The 16,507-nt window shown below is 51.3% G+C and carries 14 protein-coding genes; 8 read left to right on the forward strand and 6 right to left on the reverse strand.

From position 1 onward, the window contains the following. The first annotated feature begins 2 nt into the window (after positions 1-2). The 5 genes from BZG23_RS12095 (at position 3) to BZG23_RS12115 (ending at position 5,919) form a co-directional block, all read left to right on the forward strand. Positions 3-848, forward strand: coding sequence for a DUF6279 family lipoprotein (locus tag BZG23_RS12095; RefSeq protein ID WP_077577734.1), 846 nt, complete (start codon positions 3-5; stop codon positions 846-848). 181 nt (positions 849-1,029) lie between these two features. Then, the gene (gene ycfP / locus BZG23_RS12100) at positions 1,030-1,572 is read left to right on the forward strand and encodes an alpha/beta hydrolase YcfP (RefSeq protein ID WP_046073128.1); all 543 of its coding nucleotides are present in this window, start codon (positions 1,030-1,032) and stop codon (positions 1,570-1,572) included. Positions 1,573-1,835: 263 nt separating this feature from the next. Next, on the forward strand, positions 1,836-3,125 hold the full coding sequence (locus BZG23_RS12105) for an NAD(P)/FAD-dependent oxidoreductase (RefSeq protein ID WP_046073129.1): 1,290 nt from the start codon (positions 1,836-1,838) through the stop codon (positions 3,123-3,125). A gap of 179 nt (positions 3,126-3,304) precedes the next feature. Continuing rightward, positions 3,305-4,294 carry a cytochrome-c peroxidase gene (locus BZG23_RS12110; RefSeq protein ID WP_369795683.1) on the forward strand — a complete coding sequence of 330 codons (990 nt, stop codon included), beginning with the start codon at positions 3,305-3,307 and terminating at the stop codon, positions 4,292-4,294. 236 nt (positions 4,295-4,530) lie between these two features. Next, positions 4,531-5,919, forward strand: coding sequence for a DEAD/DEAH box helicase (locus BZG23_RS12115; RefSeq protein ID WP_077577735.1), 1,389 nt, complete (start codon positions 4,531-4,533; stop codon positions 5,917-5,919). Positions 5,920-5,977: 58 nt separating this feature from the next. Here BZG23_RS12115 and BZG23_RS12120 read toward each other — a convergent pair whose 3' ends face one another. The 5 genes from BZG23_RS12120 to BZG23_RS12140 form a co-directional block, all read right to left on the reverse strand. Then, positions 5,978-6,307: a hypothetical protein gene (locus tag BZG23_RS12120; RefSeq protein ID WP_077577736.1), complete on the reverse strand. Its 330-nt coding sequence runs from the start codon at positions 6,305-6,307 to the stop codon at positions 5,978-5,980. Between the two features lie 2 nt (positions 6,308-6,309). Then, entirely contained in the window at positions 6,310-7,251 is a 942-nt protein-coding gene (locus tag BZG23_RS12125) for a hypothetical protein (protein WP_131825381.1), read from the reverse strand. A 212-nt stretch (positions 7,252-7,463) separates the two neighbouring features. Further along, positions 7,464-8,330 (reverse strand): peptidoglycan binding protein CsiV, encoded by an 867-nt coding sequence (locus BZG23_RS12130; RefSeq protein ID WP_077577738.1) that lies wholly within the window; start codon positions 8,328-8,330, stop codon positions 7,464-7,466. Positions 8,331-8,358: 28 nt separating this feature from the next. Next, on the reverse strand, positions 8,359-11,823 hold the full coding sequence (gene mfd / locus BZG23_RS12135; protein ID WP_046073135.1) for a transcription-repair coupling factor: 3,465 nt from the start codon (positions 11,821-11,823) through the stop codon (positions 8,359-8,361). A 4-nt stretch (positions 11,824-11,827) separates the two neighbouring features. After that, positions 11,828-12,421, reverse strand: a complete 594-nt coding sequence (locus BZG23_RS12140) for a hypothetical protein (RefSeq protein WP_077607080.1) — start codon at positions 12,419-12,421, stop codon at positions 11,828-11,830. A gap of 194 nt (positions 12,422-12,615) precedes the next feature. Between BZG23_RS12140 and BZG23_RS12145 the strand changes: the two genes are divergently transcribed. The 3 genes from BZG23_RS12145 to lolE are packed head-to-tail and all read left to right on the forward strand — an operon-like array spanning position 12,616 to position 15,720. Further along, positions 12,616-13,803: a lipoprotein-releasing ABC transporter permease subunit gene (locus BZG23_RS12145; protein WP_077607081.1), complete on the forward strand. Its 1,188-nt coding sequence runs from the start codon at positions 12,616-12,618 to the stop codon at positions 13,801-13,803. Further along, positions 13,796-14,485 carry a lipoprotein-releasing ABC transporter ATP-binding protein LolD gene (lolD, locus tag BZG23_RS12150; RefSeq protein ID WP_046073138.1) on the forward strand — a complete coding sequence of 230 codons (690 nt, stop codon included), beginning with the start codon at positions 13,796-13,798 and terminating at the stop codon, positions 14,483-14,485. Before BZG23_RS12145 ends, lolD begins: the two co-directional genes overlap by 8 nt. Beyond that, complete coding sequence (gene lolE, locus BZG23_RS12155; protein WP_046073139.1) at positions 14,482-15,720, forward strand: lipoprotein-releasing ABC transporter permease subunit LolE; 1,239 nt, start codon at positions 14,482-14,484, stop codon at positions 15,718-15,720. The genes lolD and lolE overlap by 4 nt, the downstream gene beginning before the upstream one ends. A 204-nt stretch (positions 15,721-15,924) precedes the next feature. Here lolE and BZG23_RS12160 read toward each other — a convergent pair whose 3' ends face one another. Further along, positions 15,925-16,482, reverse strand: a complete 558-nt coding sequence (locus BZG23_RS12160) for a DUF2062 domain-containing protein (protein ID WP_046073140.1) — start codon at positions 16,480-16,482, stop codon at positions 15,925-15,927. Positions 16,483-16,507: the final 25 nt, after the last annotated feature.

The raw sequence follows: 16,507 nt of genomic DNA on the forward strand, positions 1-16,507 counted from the left end.
GGATGGTCAAACAAGGTTGTCGAACAGGGTGGTTAGTTGGCTGTTTGCTATTGCTGGTGGGCTGTACCACAGAGCTGGCCTATAACACCTTGCCGTTTTGGATTCATTACTACATTGACGATATTGTCAATTTGCGCCCCGAACAGTCCCGCCAAGTTAAAGCCGATCTCGATAAGATTCAACAATGGCACCGCACTCACGAATTACCGGCTATTGCTGAGCGCTTAGGACTGATCGCCACACAAAGTACCGAGCGGCAAACGATGGCGCAATTACGCGCGCATCAAGACGCGGTGAAAGAGAGAATTCGCGCGACATTACAGGCTTTTGTGCCCGCCACCGCACGTTTACTTGATAGTTTTGACGATGAGCAAGCGCAAGCACTGACGCAGTGGATGGAAGAGGAAATTGAACAAGCCACTCAGCGCCGCGCCAAGCGTTCTGAGGACGAGCAATTTGCCTATCAACGGGATGACTTGGAAGAAGATACCGAAGAGTGGGTGGGTGATACCGACCGCCATCAGCAGCCGCTCTTCACCGAAATGGCGCAATACCAACAAGCGGCGATGCCGACATTCCGTCAAGTACGTGAACGGTTAGTCAGCCGCCTGTTTAACATTATCAATAACAGACAATCGATTGATACCGAAGCGGCGTTGTCGCAATGGGTGAATGATGTGGTGGCGTGGCGAGCCGGGCCAGAGACGGAAACCGAGATGGCAATCTATCGTTCTCGGCGGCTGGATTGGCTGCTGCGCCTGGATCGCAGCCTGGATGACGAACAACGCAACCGCTTAGTGGAAAGTCTTAATGAGTGGCAAACGCGCCTTAGTGACATGAGCCGTTGAGCCTTGACTAGCGCAATGTCTGCTGGAGCGGGTCGCGTTATCTTATTATCGGGACGAGGTGTGACATCGTGGCGGGTCAAATACCCTGATTATTTCTAGGGTGATCTTGCTCATTTTTCTGTCCGGAGGGCTATGCTATTGATAAGGGTCACAGCTTTGCGACAACCAAGGATGGCTTTACATGATCATATATCTTCACGGTTTCGATGCCACGAGCCCAGGCAACCATGAAAAGGTGCTGCAGCTTCAATTTGTCGATGACGATGTGCGCACCATCAACTACAGCACCATGCACCCCAAGCACGATATGCAACACCTGCTGAAACAAGTTCAGACGCAAATTGAAGCAAGCAGTGATCCAGCCCCTTTGATTTGCGGCGTGGGGCTTGGTGCTTATTGGTCTGAGCGCATTGGCTTTCTGTGTGGCATTAAGCAGGTGATCATTAACCCCAACCTTCATCCTTATGAAAACATGCAGGGCAAAATCGACCGTCCGGAAGAGTATGAAGACATTGCCACGAAATGCGTTACCGATTTTCGCCAACGTAATCAGCAGCGCGCGTTGGTCATTTTGTCGCGAGAAGATGATGTGTTAGACAGTCAACGTAGCTACCATCTGCTGTCTCCGTTTTATCCCGTACGTTGGGATGAAAAACAAAGCCACAAATTTAAAAATCTCTCCGCCCACCTACAAGCCATTGCCGAGTTTAAACAATCGGCCTAATGCCATGCTCGTAACCACAGTGTTGCGAGCATTTGGTGTAATTTTCCTACATGTAATCCATTAATTAAGCGCAGACAAGGCTCGAAGTAATTGTCGTTTTACGGCAAAATAGAGCCTTGCGTTGACGAACAATCCAATAAAAAAGAACGCAGAATACGCAACAGATGTTGTTAGTTACTGACAAAATGCCAATGAGTGCCAGTTTTAGCCAGTCGCCGATGGGCGGCTAGCGTGTATTTTTTTAGTTAGGTAAGGATGTAGAAGTGACCAAAATTATCGTTGTCGGTGGCGGTGCAGGCGGGCTTGAGCTTGCAACCAAGCTGGGCCGCACGTTAGGCCGCAAGCGCCGAGCAGAGATTACCTTGGTGGATAAAAATAGCAGCCACCTTTGGAAGCCGTTGTTACACGAAGTCGCGACAGGGTCGATGGACGAAGGCGTCGATGCGCTTAGTTACCGTGCGCATGCTAAAAACCATGGTTTTGACTTTCAAATGGGCACGCTGTGGGACATTGATCGTGACCAGAAAGTGATCACGCTAGCGCCCATGTATGATGAAAACAACGAACTGTTGATGCCTGAGCGTGAGTTGGATTACGACATCTTGGTGATGGCGATTGGCTCAACGTCGAATGATTTCAATACGCCAGGGGTACGGGACAATTGCATTTTCCTTGATAACCCTAAGCAGGCGCATCGTTTCCGTCGTGAAATGAACAACGAATTCATGCGATTGCACGCCAAACACGGCCAAGGCAGTGTCGATATCGCCATTGTCGGGGCCGGTGCCACCGGGGTGGAGCTGTCTGCCGAACTACACAACGCGATTAAAGAACTACGGAACTATGGCTTCCGTGATTTAGATAACTCGAAACTGAACGTGACCTTGGTTGAAGCCGGTGAGCGGATATTACCCGCATTGCCGCCACGCATTTCCAGTGCCGCACATCAAGAATTATTAAAGTTAGGTGTGAAGGTGAAAACCAATACCTTTGTCACCAAGGCCGATGAAGAAGGGCTAGAAACCAAAGAAGGCGAGCGCATCCATGCTGATATTATGGTGTGGGCCGCTGGCATTAAAGCGCCTGACTTTTTGAAAGAGATCGCCGGTTTAGAAACAAACCGTATCAACCAGTTAGAAGTGAAAAACACCCTGCAGACTACCCGTGATGACGATATTTTTGTGATCGGTGACTGTGCGGCGTGCACGCAAGAAGACGGCAGCAAAGTACCGCCGCGTGCACAATCTGCGCATCAGATGGCCAGTCGCTGTTTTAGTAACATTGTGGCGAAGTTGAATGGGCGTGAACTGAAGCCGTATGTGTTTAAAGATCACGGTTCGTTAGTCTCACTCAGCCGCTTTTCTACCGTGGGTAGCTTGATGGGTAACCTGACCAAAGGCTCGATGATGATTGAGGGCCGGATTGCTCGCATGGTTTATATTTCCCTATACCGGATGCACCAAATTGCGTTGCACGGTTATGTCAAAACCGGTTTGATGATGCTGGTTGGGCGGATTAACCGCGTGTTGCGTCCGAGTCTAAAGTTGCACTAAACGTTGCGCCTGAATCAGGCACCGCGAAATCAAACGATAAGACCGGGGCATGCCTCGGTCTTTTTGATCGTAGTCAATAAAGGTAGACATTATACTCGCACAAGTCTTGATGGGTGACTATTTTACATTAGTGGTGACTAAATAAAAAAATATCATCAGGAGGAGCAATGCGTTCAATCATTAAGACGGTTATTGTCGCTACCGGACTTATAGCGAGTCAGGTTGCATCAGCATTACCCCGCAACGAACCCGTCTCGCCGATTACCCCGCCAGAAGAGATCCATATCGGAAAAGCCGAGCTTGGTAAGAAACTGTTTTTTGATCCACGGCTATCTAAGTCTGGCTTCATTTCGTGTAATTCCTGCCATAACCTCAGCATGGGTGGCAGTGATAACCTAAAAACGTCGATTGGTCATAATTGGCAACAAGGCCCGATTAATTCGCCTACCGTTTTGAACTCTAGCTTGTCTATTGCTCAATTTTGGGACGGTCGCGCGTCTGATTTGCAAGAGCAGGCCGGCGGGCCGATCGCGAATCCAGGAGAGATGGCGTCGAACCATGTGCTCGCCATCGATGTTCTGCAGTCCATTCCGCAATATGTGCGTGAATTCAATCAAGTGTTTGGTGTCACGGAGATCACGATTGAGCACGTGACGGATGCTATTGCCGAGTTTGAGCGTACCTTGGTCACGCCCAACTCTCCTTTCGATCAGTGGTTAATGGGGGATGATTCTGCGATTAGTGATTATGAGTTGGCGGGTTATCGTCTGTTTGTCGAGTCAGGGTGCGTGGCATGCCATAACGGCAGTGCGTTAGGTGGTACCTCGTTCCAGAAAATGGGCTTGCTTGAACCTTATCAAACTGAGAATCCCGTCGAAGGGCGTATTGCGGTGACGGGTAAAGACGCGGATCGCTTTATGTTCAAGGTGCCGACGCTACGTAATGTGGAATTAACCTATCCGTATTTCCATGACGGTGAAGCGCAAACGTTAACAGAGGCGGTCGACATTATGGGACGTCTGCAATTAGGTCGTAAGTTTACCGATGATGAAAATGCGAAGATTGTGGCATTCTTGCTCACATTGACTGGCGATCAGCCGAGCTTTGACTTGCCGACACTTCCGCCTTCCAACGCTGATACCCCAGTGCCTCAGCCGTTTGACGATTAAGTGATGTTGCCAGCTCGTGCCGGTTAGCACTGGAATGAGCTGGCATTTTGCATGATAGTGGTTGCCGCCTGACATGAAAGGCGTCACAATAGCCCCGCAATCAAGATTATTGATATCACTTCTAGAGCAACCCTCCTGACGCCGAGTTTTTCTCATACCACGATATTGATATTCATGACCCTAAGTGATGGGCCATGCGGCCTGTGACGACATTTTTAATTTATTGAGATCAATTGATGAGTTTCTCCTCTTTAGGACTATCTGCACCATTATTAAAAGCCGTAGAAGAGCAAGGCTATACCACACCCTCACCGATTCAGGAAAAAGCGATTCCAGCGGTGATTGAAGGGCAAGACGTGATGGCGGCCGCGCAAACCGGGACGGGCAAAACCGCAGGCTTTACTTTGCCTATTTTAGAGCGTTTACAAGCAGGTAAACGCGCGCGACCTAACCACGTTCGCACCCTGATTCTGACCCCAACCCGTGAGCTTGCCGCCCAAGTGCATAAAAATGTTGAGCAGTACAGCCAGCATACATCGCTGAGCTCTATGGTGGTATTTGGCGGGGTGAAGATAAACCCGCAGATGATGAAGCTTCGCAAAGGCGCTGATGTGCTGGTGGCGACGCCAGGGCGTTTATTGGATCTGTATCAGCAAAATGCGGTGCGTTTTTCTCAGCTGGAAGTGCTGGTGCTGGATGAAGCTGATCGCATGCTAGACATGGGGTTTATTCGTGATATTCGTAAGATCTTGGGACTGTTGCCAGCCAAGCGTCAAAACTTGCTGTTCTCTGCCACTTTCTCGGCTGACATCCGCCAGCTAGCGAAAGAGCTGGTGAATAATCCGGTTGAGATCTCGGTGAGCCCTGCGAACCAAACCGCGACAGGGGTGGAGCAGTGCATTTATCCGGTTGATAAAAAGAAAAAGCCCGCGATGCTGCTTTCTTTGATTGCTGACAATAACTGGCAACAGGTGCTGGTGTTTAGCAAAACCAAGCACGGCGCCAACCGCTTGTCGCGTTATCTGGATGAGTACGGCGTAAGTGCCGCCGCCATTCATGGTAACAAGAGCCAAGGCGCGCGCACCAAAGCACTTGAACAATTCAAAACCGGTGACGTGCGAGTGTTGGTGGCAACGGATATCGCAGCGCGTGGTATTGATATTGCCCAATTGCCACAAGTGGTGAACTTCGATTTACCTCATGTGGCGGAAGATTATGTTCACCGTATTGGTCGCACCGGTCGCGCGGGGGCGGTAGGCAATGCCGTGTCTTTGGTGTGCGCTGATGAAGCCAAAGATTTGTTTGCCATTGAACGCTTGATTAAACAGGTTCTCCCGCGCCATAGCTTGGCGGACTTTCCGGTGGCGAATCCAGTGCCAGAGTCTAAACTCGACACGCGTCCGATCAAGCCCAAGAAGCCGAAAAAGAATAAACCGCGTCAGGATGGTCAACGCTCTGGTGACAATGCACGTGGCCACAAGCCGGTAGGGAAAAATCGTCGCCATACCGACAAACCAAGCGGCGGTAAGCCAGGGGCGGGTAATACGTCGCGAGCGCGCGGTGAGGCCAATTCGGCTAACAAACCCCGTCGTGCGCGACCAACGGGTACGAAAAACAGCGCATAATGCGGTACCTGTTTGCGGAAGATTAATGAGAAAACCGGCTGTTGGCCGGTTTTTTGTTTTAGATTACCTTAGCCAACTGCGCCAATACCTTATCAATGGCGTTACCGATTTTTGCCACGTGCTCTATGGTCTCTTCTGCCTCATCAATCACCTTTTGTGCTTGGCGTGCATGGGTGATAAGGCGATCCAACTCGTGCGCATCCTGCTCAAACTGGTCGCTATGCAAGGCAATCATGCTGGTATGATAGTGATAAAGTTGCTCGCCTAGCTGTTCTCTTTTTCGTTGCAATGGTTCCAGTTGTGGCCCAATCAATGTTTGACTCAAAAACCGGTCGAGGCTGTCGTAATTCGATTTCAGTAGGTGATAGCTTGTTTCGTTGGGGCTCATGGTCACTCCTCTAGCTGCTGTTGAAAGTCGTTAAGCGCATCAAGGTGGTGCTTGGTGGTCTCAATCGCACGGCGGGCGCTTTGCACAGAGGCGTTATTATCTAGACGGAGTGAATCAATGATTGCGTTATGCATGGCCACATAGTCCGATAAGGTACGATCTAAGCGTGCAAAGTAGGCATTCAGTCCCAGTAGCTTTTGTTTGGTGTGATAAGCATGGCGGTAGGCTTTAAGCCGCTGATCATAAGACGTATGGAAGGTGATGCAGCGAGTCTCGCGACGTTGCTGGCAGCGATTCGGGTTGTTTAGCAGTTGCATACGAATCGATAGGGCTTGATCTAAAGCGACCCGGGTTGCCATTTGCCAATGGGGGAGGTCTTGACGAAGACGCGCAATAGTTTGCTGTATCACGGGTTGTCCTGCGTCCATTACGGCCAGCAATTGTCGATGACGCGTTGTATCGCTCATTGCGCGGCCGAGTGCATTGATACCGGTCGAGACAATCGCGATATCAGCGTCTTCCACCGACTTAATGTCGTGAACAAAAGGATTGTCGCGAAGAGAGCTCAGGGTGTCATGTAGTTGCTCAGATGCCTGGTCGATTCGCGCATTGTGATCCTCGGTGGCGAGTGCGGAGAGAAGCTGGCTGTAGCGGACGAGATCGGCGAGGGCTTGTTGTTGTCCGGTATCGGCAATTGGTGTGATCTTGAGTTTGGAAGCCGGAAGCCCATCGCGCACTGCACGCGATAGAACCGCGTCAACACGCGCCTGTTTCGCGCTAACGTAGACAGATTCAACGGTGTGATGCACCTTGATGGACTGTTGCGCATAGTCTTTGACCAGTTGCTGAGAGGGTTGGGACGTGCAGCCAGCTAAGGTAAGAAGCGCAACCAAAGTGACTGTATTGCGGTATTGAACGAGAGCAGGCGGGAAACACATATTCATAGGCCAAATCACCGATAAATGAGACTTAATCAATGAGTGTGGCTGCCGGGCGGCGATTATAAATAGCAATAAAGGCTTTTTAATTGAATGTGGCATCAATAGCCACAATTGATGAAATTGATATCTTTATCTTTTACATGAAAGTGACGAATAGAAAAGCGCCTTGTCATCGTGAGTGATGACAAGGCGTGAGCGGATATCTGGTGAGCAGGCTAGTTCGCTTTGCGTACTTGAATAATCATTCCCATCATGGGGTTATCCAAATAGTGAATTTCGCCACTGCGCATCCGTCGTTTGTGCGTGAACGCGTAAGGCTGCAAAAAGCGCTCGATGTGGTACTGCTTCTTCACCTTTTCTAGGCCCGCGACTTGTACGTTATTCGTGTTTGATGAGGCCCCTTGCTGCGCATCTGTGGTTTGCAGTGGCATATTGACCACGTCTTCCACCAGTGCGCGCCGCTCGCTTGGCTCTCGTAGCACCATGTCGGCCTCGACGAACAAGTAATGCTGGACGTAGACGCGCAGTGTGCCATCTAGCTCATAGAGGGGCTGGCGAGGGGGCGCGGTTTCAAGCGCCTGCTCGTCCCACGCTTGTTCGCTATCTGACGCTGTATTGCTTGACGGGGTGGCTTGCGCTGTCACTGGCGTACCGTCTGGATTAAAACGGTCGCGATAGTCTTTTCCGGCACTGACACGCAGCAAAGGCAGGGCAGCGCGGCCACTGTCATCTTGACGCCATGCAACATGCACCATGGGCGTAAAGCCCGCATGGTTAGACAGTTTGTTGTAGGCATTTGTCAGCTGCCATTGACTACGAGGTAGTGGGGTCAGTCCTGCATTTTGTAGTGCGCTGTTGTTCGTCACTGGCGTTGCACGACGTACCGATCCCATATCGGTTTGTGCTGGCCAGCTTTCCTCCACGCTAGCAGGGTCTTGGTTGCGCTTAAACACAATCAATTCGACATCATAAAGTCGCTTAGCTAAAACCGGTTGGCTAAGTGAGATCAGTAGCAACGCCCAAAGGCTCTGCTTGGTATAGCGTGCTAGCCAGCCTGGTGGGTGACATGAATGATTTTTCACAGGTTACTCCGTTTTCTTTGGCAAGCCATTATGCGACCAGTTGGTGACTTGCAAATTGAGTCAACAGCTCATCAATAAAGTTCATCCGCTCCCGTCGATCGGTGAGACTTTCGATAAACTTAATTTTAGTTGGCCCGTCAAATTTATACTTGTCTGGCCGCGATTGTAACAGCCCGACCAAGAATCCGGGATCAATTTGCGCATCCTCATGAAACTCGACCATGCCGCCACGATCACTGGCTTCGATCTTTTTCACCCCTAATGCCGCGGCGCGTATCTTGAGCTGCTGGATATGAAGAAGGTTTTTGGTGGCGTCAGGCAGCAGACCAAAGCGGTCTATCAGCTCAACTTGCAGCTCATTAATATCATCGTTGGACTTAGCGCTGGCAATGCGTTTATACATCGATAAACGCATATTGATATCGGGAATATAATCATCCGGTAACAGCGCAGGCAAACGCAGCTCAATGTCTGTTTGTTCATTCAGCAATACATCTAAGCTCGGCTCTTTACCTTCTTTTAGTGCCTCGACGGCCTGCTCAAGCATATCCATGTACAGGGTGAAACCGACCGATTGGATTTGACCACTTTGCTCGTCACCGAGTAGCTCACCGGCGCCGCGTATTTCTAGATCTTGGGTCGCGAGGGTAAAGCCAGCGCCAAGGTCTTCGAGCGAGGCAATGGCGTCCAGTCGTTTCACCGCATCTTTGGTCATCCGTTTTGGATGGGGGGTCAGCAGATACGCATAGGCTTGGTGGTGCGAGCGACCGACACGGCCACGCAGTTGGTGGAGTTGTGCGAGGCCAAAGTGATCGGCGCGATCAATAATAATGGTGTTGGCTGAGGGAATATCGATACCGGTTTCGATAATGGTGGTACATACCAGCACGTTGTATCGTTGATGGTAGAAATCGCTCATGATCTTTTCTAGCTCACGTTCGCGCATTTGGCCATGGGCCACAGTCACGCGCGCTTCTGGGATCATTTCACTGATTTCATTCGCCGTTTTTTCTATGGTCTCGATATCATTGTGTAAAAAGTATACCTGGCCACCGCGCATAATCTCACGCAGCAATGACTCTTTAATTAGGGTATCTTCGCGTTCACGGACAAAGGTTTTCACCGCGAGGCGGCGTGACGGTGGGGTGGCGATAATCGAGAGATCGCGCATGCCACTCATCGCCATATTCAGTGTTCTGGGGATCGGCGTGGCGGTTAATGTGAGAATATCCACGTTGGCTCGCATCGCCTTAATTTTCTCTTTCTGGCGAACCCCAAACCGGTGCTCCTCATCAACAATCAATAAACCGAGGTCGCGTAGCTTCACATCCGATTGCAGTAACTTATGGGTGCCAATCAGAATATCGACCTTACCCGCTTCACAATCGGCCAAAATTGCTTTTTGCTCTTTTGCAGACTTAAAGCGTGACAACACCTCCACCCGGACGGGAAGATTAGCAAAGCGGTCGCGGAAATTCTCGAAATGCTGTTGAGCCAGCAGAGTGGTGGGGACTAACACGGCAACTTGCTTGCTGTTATTGACCGCTAAGAAGGCGGCACGCATAGCCACTTCAGTTTTACCAAAGCCGACATCGCCACATACCAAGCGATCCATGGCAATGGGGCGACACATATCGGAAAGCACCGCGTTGATCGCTTGTGATTGATCACTGGTTTCTTCAAACGGGAAAGTCGCCCGGAAAGCGCGATAGGCGTCTTTGTCATGGCTAAACGCAAAGCCAGGCTTGGTCTCTCGTTTGGCATACACATCGAGTAGCTCAGCGGCGACATCACGCACTTTCTCTGCGGCGCGGCGGCGTGCTTTCTCCCAGGCTTCTCCGCCAAGCTTATGTACGGGAGCGGCATCTTCTGCGCCGCCAGAATAGCGACTAATCAGGTGTAAGGCGCCAACCGGAACATATAACTTGGCGCCTTGCTGGTATTCGAGCGTCATGTACTCGGTTTTGAGCCCGCCCGCTTCCAGAGTTTGTAAGCCTTGGTAGCGTCCAATACCATGCTCGAGATGGACAACGGGCTGGCCGGGTTTTAGCTCCGCCAAGCTTCTGATCACCGCATCGCTGCTGACACTTTGCTTGCGTTTATCGCGCCGGCGCTGCTGCACCGCGCGCTCACCAAACATGTCGCTTTCACAAATTAGGGCAAATTGTCGGGTGTTATCAATAAAGCCTTGGTCAACCGGACCGATGATTAAGCCAAATCGACCGGGTTGCGACAAAGCTTCTTGCAAGCCGTCGGCCACCATGGGACGAATTTTGGCTTGGGCGAGAAGATCCAGCAGGGCCTCGCGTCGTCCTTCCGATTCGACTGAGAAAACCAGGGTGCCGCTAAATTGCTCACTAAATTGGCGTAGCGCCGCGAGGGGCTCCTTGGCTTGGTGATTGACCGTCAACGTTGGCAGCGGCGCAATGTCGAGGTTTTCTCGCCCCGCTTTTTCTGTGACGCTGTCACTTTCCAGCTTTAAGCGAGGGTACTGCTTTAAGGTGGTGTGTAAGCGCTCTTTACTGAGCCACAACGCCTCGGGGGGTAACAGTGGGCGAAGCGGGTCGACGCGTCGTTGATCATAGCGGGTTGCCACGTCCGCTTGGAAATGGTCAATCGCACTGTCAATATCCCCGACCGATAAAACCAAGGTGTTGTTCGGTAAGTAATCGAACAAGGTTTCGGTGTGTTCAAAAAACAGTGGCAGCCAGTATTCAATCCCAGCCGGCCAGGTTTTCTTACTCACTTGTTGGTAAATAGATTCTGGCTCTCGGCGCGCCTCAAAATGCTCGCGAAAACGGCCTCGGAAATATTCCACCGCCGCGTCATCGGTGGGGAATTCATGCGCGGGTAATAGCTGGATCTGTTCTAGCTCACCCGTGGAGCGTTGGTTTTCTGGATCAAATTGGCGAATGGTATCGACTTCATCATCGAAAAAATCGATCCTATAAGGTTCGTCACTGCCCATTGGGAACAAGTCGAGAATCGAGCCTCTGCTCGCAAACTCGCCATGCTCCATCACTTGGTCAACGTGGCGGTAGCCGGCGTCTGTCAGCTGATCACGCAATTTCTCAAGCGATAAGATATCGCCTTTTTTCACCATTAAGGCATGTTGATGGAGAAAATGTCTCGGCGTCACGCGCTGTAATGCGGTGCTCGCGGGCGCAATGAGTACCCCGTCTTGTTGATGAGGAAGCTGATACAGACAAGACAAACGCGCGGAGATAATATCCTGATGGGGAGAAAAACTGTCGTAAGGCAAGGTTTCCCAATCAGGCAGGAGGTCACAGTTACCCTGGGTAAATTGACGAATGGCGGGCTGCAAACGCACCGCAGTCTGGTTGTCGGGCACCAAAAGGAACACCGGACCGGCGTGTTGCTGGGTGAGCGTCGCAATGGCTAGCGGTAACGCAGCCCCTGATAAATTGCCAAGATGTTTGACGTCGCCTGGCCCTGAGGGCAGGGTAAAAGCATAGAGCGGTTGTTGGGTCATGAGTTTAACTGCTTGATTGTTTTCGGTTTCGTGCACGCTTTTTTAAGAGTTTTTGTTGATGATGTAACGCAGCACGAATGAGCGTGTCGCGGTCTTCTTCCAATAAACGCGTGTACTGAATTTGGATCACATAGTCAGGGTTTTCTTGATCGCTGTCGGTGTGAGGCTCGCATCTCGTCACGACGCCGTAGCAATAGATGGCCGTTGGCGGATAATCGAGAAACAACTTCACGCGCGCGTGCACGCCTTTTTTAATTGGCGAATGGCTATGATAAGAAAAACTGCTCGCCCCAAATGCGTGTGTCACAAAGCGATGGTCGGGCTGATCTTCGTGGCTGAGCATATAGCCCATCATCAGTGTCATTTTTTCGTTTTGCGCCTGCAGCACCCGGAATAACGCAGAGGCATCCTCCGGATCGATCGCTTTAAGATCTTTTTCTACGTCGCTATCGAGCTGGCCGCATTGACTCGCCAGGCGAAAAGGTGCCGGGATTTCGGCGGTAAAAGCCTGCGCATCTGGCTGGGCTTGATTGTCAGCAAGAGGCTCAACATTAATGCGAATCGCCGCTCGCACAGAAAAATATTCGTCTTGGCTCATCACTGTGCCTTAGATTGCAGTTGTATTAATGATTATCACGCACCCTTGGCAAGAGGTAAAGATCAGTCGCAGTTTCTGGGGGCGGTGAGGCGTTAATTGGGGTGACAATGGTGCCTTTCGTAAAAGGTCGGCTTGGCGTCCCCCCATTGGACAGGTATGCTTGCAGCGAATCAAAACAATAAGCTAGGTGCGCTATGTTTCAACCCTTGTCGGTGTTTATTGGCTTGCGATACTTACGCGGCCGCTCAGCCGACCGTTTTGGACGCTTCGTCTCCTCGATGTCGACGGCAGGCATTGCCATTGGCGTGATGGCGTTGATCACCGTCTCGTCGGTGATGAATGGCTTTGAAGCTCAGCTGAAAGGCCGAATTCTCGGCGTGTTGCCTCACGCGATTATTGCCAACGGGCAAGCAAACCCAGATCAAACCGCGATTGAGCGTTGGCCTCACGTGATTGATACGGCGCCGGTACAAACCACGGATGCCGTGATTCAAAGCCGCAAAGGCTTAAGCGCCGGCTTGTTAGAGGGCATCGACCCCAGTGCACATGAGCCTTTGGCTTCCCACCTATTGCAAGGTGAACTGTCGGCACTGGCAGCCGGGCGCTATCAAGTGATCATTGGGCGTAGCATGGCCGCTGAGTTACAACTTCGCGTCGGGGATGCTGTCCGCGTGATGGTAACCAGTGCCAGTCGTTTTACACCGATAGGTCGGATCCCCGCACAGCGCTTATTTACGGTGGCGGGTATCTTCCATACAGGGACGGATGTCGACGGGCAATTAATGCTGGCTAACATCGACGATGTGGCGAGACTCAGTGGGGTATCACCGTCTCAAGCCAACGATTTACGCCTGTTTTTAGATGATCCATTTGCCATTACCCAATTAAAGGCACACGCCGATCCCGATACGTGGACGGATTGGCGTGTTTGGCGCGGCGAGCTGTTTCAAGCGGTAAAAATGGAAAAGAACATGATGAGCTTGATGCTCAGCCTGATTGTGATTGTCGCCGCGTTTAACATTATTTCCGCGCTGATCATGGTGGTCATGGAGAAACAATCTGAGGTCGCGATTTTAAAAACTCTTGGGATGCAAGATAAAGACATTGTTGCTGTCTTTATTGCCCAAGGCAGTTTGAGTGGTGTGCTGGGCGCCGCGGTAGGTGGCGTGCTCGGTGTGCTCCTATCGGCATACATCAATGAAATCATGTCTATTTTTGGTGTGAGTCTGCTGGGTAACGGCCTAGCGTTACCTGTGGTTATTAATCCTTTTCATGTGGCGATGGTATTAGGCTTAGCGGTCGTGCTAAGTGTGCTAGCCACGCTATTTCCTGCGTTTAAAGCGGCATCTGTTCACCCTGCTGAGGCACTGCGTTATGAGTAAATCTTTGTTGTCCTGTCACCGCGTCAGTAAAACGTATCAAGAGGGCGGACAGCCGACCTGTGTGTTAAACGATGTTTCCTTGACCATTGCCCCGGGAGAGCTGGTGGCGATAGTAGGCTCCTCTGGCTCGGGGAAAAGTACATTATTACACACCTTGGGGACGCTCGATTTGCCCTCGGAAGGTGATGTGTGGATTGAGGGTGAGGCGGTCAATGCGATGACGGCCAAGCAGCAAGCAAAGCTGCGCAATCAAACGCTTGGGTTTGTGTATCAATTTCACCATTTGCTCGCCGATTTCACCGCGCTGGAAAATGTGATGATGCCGCTTTTGATCAACAAAATGAGCCACAGCGCCGCGTCTGAACGTGCGACGGCCATGCTCAACGCGGTAGGGGTCGGACACCGGCTCAGCCATCGCCCGGCAGAGCTATCAGGTGGCGAACGGCAGCGTGTGGCCATTGCACGTGCATTAGTCAATGAACCCAAGTTGGTACTGGCCGATGAGCCGACCGGCAACTTGGATCATACCACTGCGCTCGAAATCTACGATTTGATGCGCCAGTTAAATGCCCAACATGGCACGGCCTTTTTAGTGGTAACCCATGACGGTGAGCTGGCAGCAAAATTGGATCGTCAACTGACCATGCAAGACGGTCAGTTGCTGGGGCAGGAGGGAGCATGAAGCCTTTATCGTTGGCCATCGGTCGTCGTTTTAGTCGCGCCAGACAACGCAATCGCTTGGTCTCTTTTATTTCCTTATCGTCAGTGATTGGGATTGCGGTGGGGGTGATGGTGATCATTGTGGGTCTGTCTGCGATGAACGGCTTTGAGCGCGAACTGAATCAACGTGTGCTGTCTGTGGTACCGCATGCACAAGTGTTTGGTGTCAATGGCCCTATCGATAACTGGCAACAGGTCAAACGTCAGACTGAGCAGCATCCCAATGTCGAGGCTGCGGCTCCCTATGTTGAGATGACGGTGTTGATGGAGCATGGCTCTGCGCTGCAACCTGCGCAAATTCGCGCTGTCGATCCGGATGATGAGCAAACCGTGAGTCGCATTGGTGATTATATTGAAGGTGGCTGGGAGAGCTTGCCAGCTGGGCAGTCGCAGATTGTGTTGGGACAAGGCGTGGCGGCGAAGTTGGGCGTCAGTCAAGGAGATTGGTTAACGGTCATGGTTCCCGCGACGGATAGCCAACTTGCATTGCGCGCCCCGAAGCGAGTGAGAATGCAAGTGGCTGGACTGTTGCGTCTCGGTGGACAAATCGACCATTCATTGGCCCTGATGCGACTTCAGGACGCGCAAACTATTATGCAAATAGGACAGTCAGTGACCGGTGTGTCTCTAAAGGTGTCTCCGGTGTTGCAGGCCCGTCAGATTGTGCATGAAGTCGGCCAAACGCTAACCACCTATGTGTATCTAAAAGACTGGACGAGTGAGTTCGGTTATTTATATCGGGATATTCAGTTGGTGCGAACCATCATGTATTTGGTGATGGTGTTAGTGATCGGTGTGGCCTGTTTTAATGTGGTTTCAACCTTGATGATGTCGGTAAAAGACCGAGCTGCTGACATTGCTATTTTGCGCACCATGGGGGCGGACGATAGACTGATCCGCCGCATCTTTATTTGGTATGGGCTCTTTTCTGGTGCCTTAGGCAGTGTGTTGGGCAGTCTATTGGGGGTCACCCTCGCCACTCACCTCACGGCGATATTGTCTCAGGTCGAACAGTGGCTCGGGCATCGCTTTTTATCAGGGGATGTGTACTTTATTAATTTCTTACCCAGTGAGCTGCATGCCGCCGATGTCATACTGGTGAGTACCACGGCCATACTGCTTAGTTTGCTTGCCGCTTGGTATCCAGCCCGAAGAGCCTGTCAGCTCGAGCCTGCCGCGGTGTTGAGTGCCAAATAGTGGCGATATCGCTTGGTATGCTTTGGTCACTGATACGCTTTATTTTATAAAAACCAAGAGCCCGACAATGGGCTCTTTTTGATCTGCCTCGTTGAACCCTGCAGGGACTATCAAGTGTATACGCGGCGCTGACGCCTGCCTCGCACTTCTGCCTGACGGCGTTTGGACGCGTTTGATGCCTCGCGTAGATTAAATCAGGACGATTTAAGAGGGCTTGTTTGGGTTAGGCAACACTTCTTTAATTTTCTTAGGCAAGCGTAACTTACGTTTTTCCCAGCTTCTGACCACAGAATAGCGCCAGATGCCACGTACGGTGAAATAGCCGATGACAGCCATCACCAGTCCGCTGGTGGCGCAGCCTAATAAAAACGGTGGGCCGATGTGGCTCATTTGCTCCGCCAAGTAATGCCACGATAGTTCAAAGTGGAACGGGTATGGGGGACTGTTCATCATCCAGGTGCCGAGCTTATAAGCAAGATAAAAAAGCACCGGCATGGTGATGGGGTTGCTTACCCATACTAACGCGACGGCAAGCGGCAGGTTGACCCCAAACAGAATCGCTAGGCCGGCAGCCATGATCATTTGGCTTGGTAGGGGGACAAATGCCATAAACAAGCCGACGGCAAAGGCACCGGAAGCCGACCGGCGGTTAAGGCACCATAAGTTGGGGTCATGCAACAGGCTACCAAACACCCTGAGTGCCTTATTGTCGCGCAATGTTTCACGCTTGGGCATATAGCGTTGGAAAAACTTCTTAGGCATACCTGTTTACATTACCTGGAAATTA

The sequence above is a fragment of the Salinivibrio sp. ML290 genome, from assembly GCF_001995695.1.
GTDB lineage: Bacteria > Pseudomonadota > Gammaproteobacteria > Enterobacterales > Vibrionaceae > Salinivibrio > Salinivibrio siamensis.

What these genes read in the sequence shown, in the direction of transcription:
- BZG23_RS12095 (WP_077577734.1), top strand. Translation starts at nt 3, where the DNA reads ATGGTCAAACAAGGTTGTCGAACAGGGTGGTTAGTTGGCTGTTTGCTA.
- ycfP (WP_046073128.1), top strand. Translation starts at nt 1,030, where the DNA reads ATGATCATATATCTTCACGGTTTCGATGCCACGAGCCCAGGCAACCAT.
- BZG23_RS12115 (WP_077577735.1), top strand. Translation starts at nt 4,531, where the DNA reads ATGAGTTTCTCCTCTTTAGGACTATCTGCACCATTATTAAAAGCCGTA.
- BZG23_RS12120 (WP_077577736.1), bottom strand. Translation starts at nt 6,307, where the DNA reads ATGAGCCCCAACGAAACAAGCTATCACCTACTGAAATCGAATTACGAC.
- BZG23_RS12125 (WP_131825381.1), bottom strand. Translation starts at nt 7,251, where the DNA reads ATGAATATGTGTTTCCCGCCTGCTCTCGTTCAATACCGCAATACAGTC.
- mfd (WP_046073135.1), bottom strand. Translation starts at nt 11,823, where the DNA reads ATGACCCAACAACCGCTCTATGCTTTTACCCTGCCCTCAGGGCCAGGC.
- BZG23_RS12140 (WP_077607080.1), bottom strand. Translation starts at nt 12,421, where the DNA reads ATGAGCCAAGACGAATATTTTTCTGTGCGAGCGGCGATTCGCATTAAT.
- BZG23_RS12145 (WP_077607081.1), top strand. Translation starts at nt 12,616, where the DNA reads ATGTTTCAACCCTTGTCGGTGTTTATTGGCTTGCGATACTTACGCGGC.
- lolD (WP_046073138.1), top strand. Translation starts at nt 13,796, where the DNA reads ATGAGTAAATCTTTGTTGTCCTGTCACCGCGTCAGTAAAACGTATCAA.
- lolE (WP_046073139.1), top strand. Translation starts at nt 14,482, where the DNA reads ATGAAGCCTTTATCGTTGGCCATCGGTCGTCGTTTTAGTCGCGCCAGA.
- BZG23_RS12160 (WP_046073140.1), bottom strand. Translation starts at nt 16,482, where the DNA reads ATGCCTAAGAAGTTTTTCCAACGCTATATGCCCAAGCGTGAAACATTG.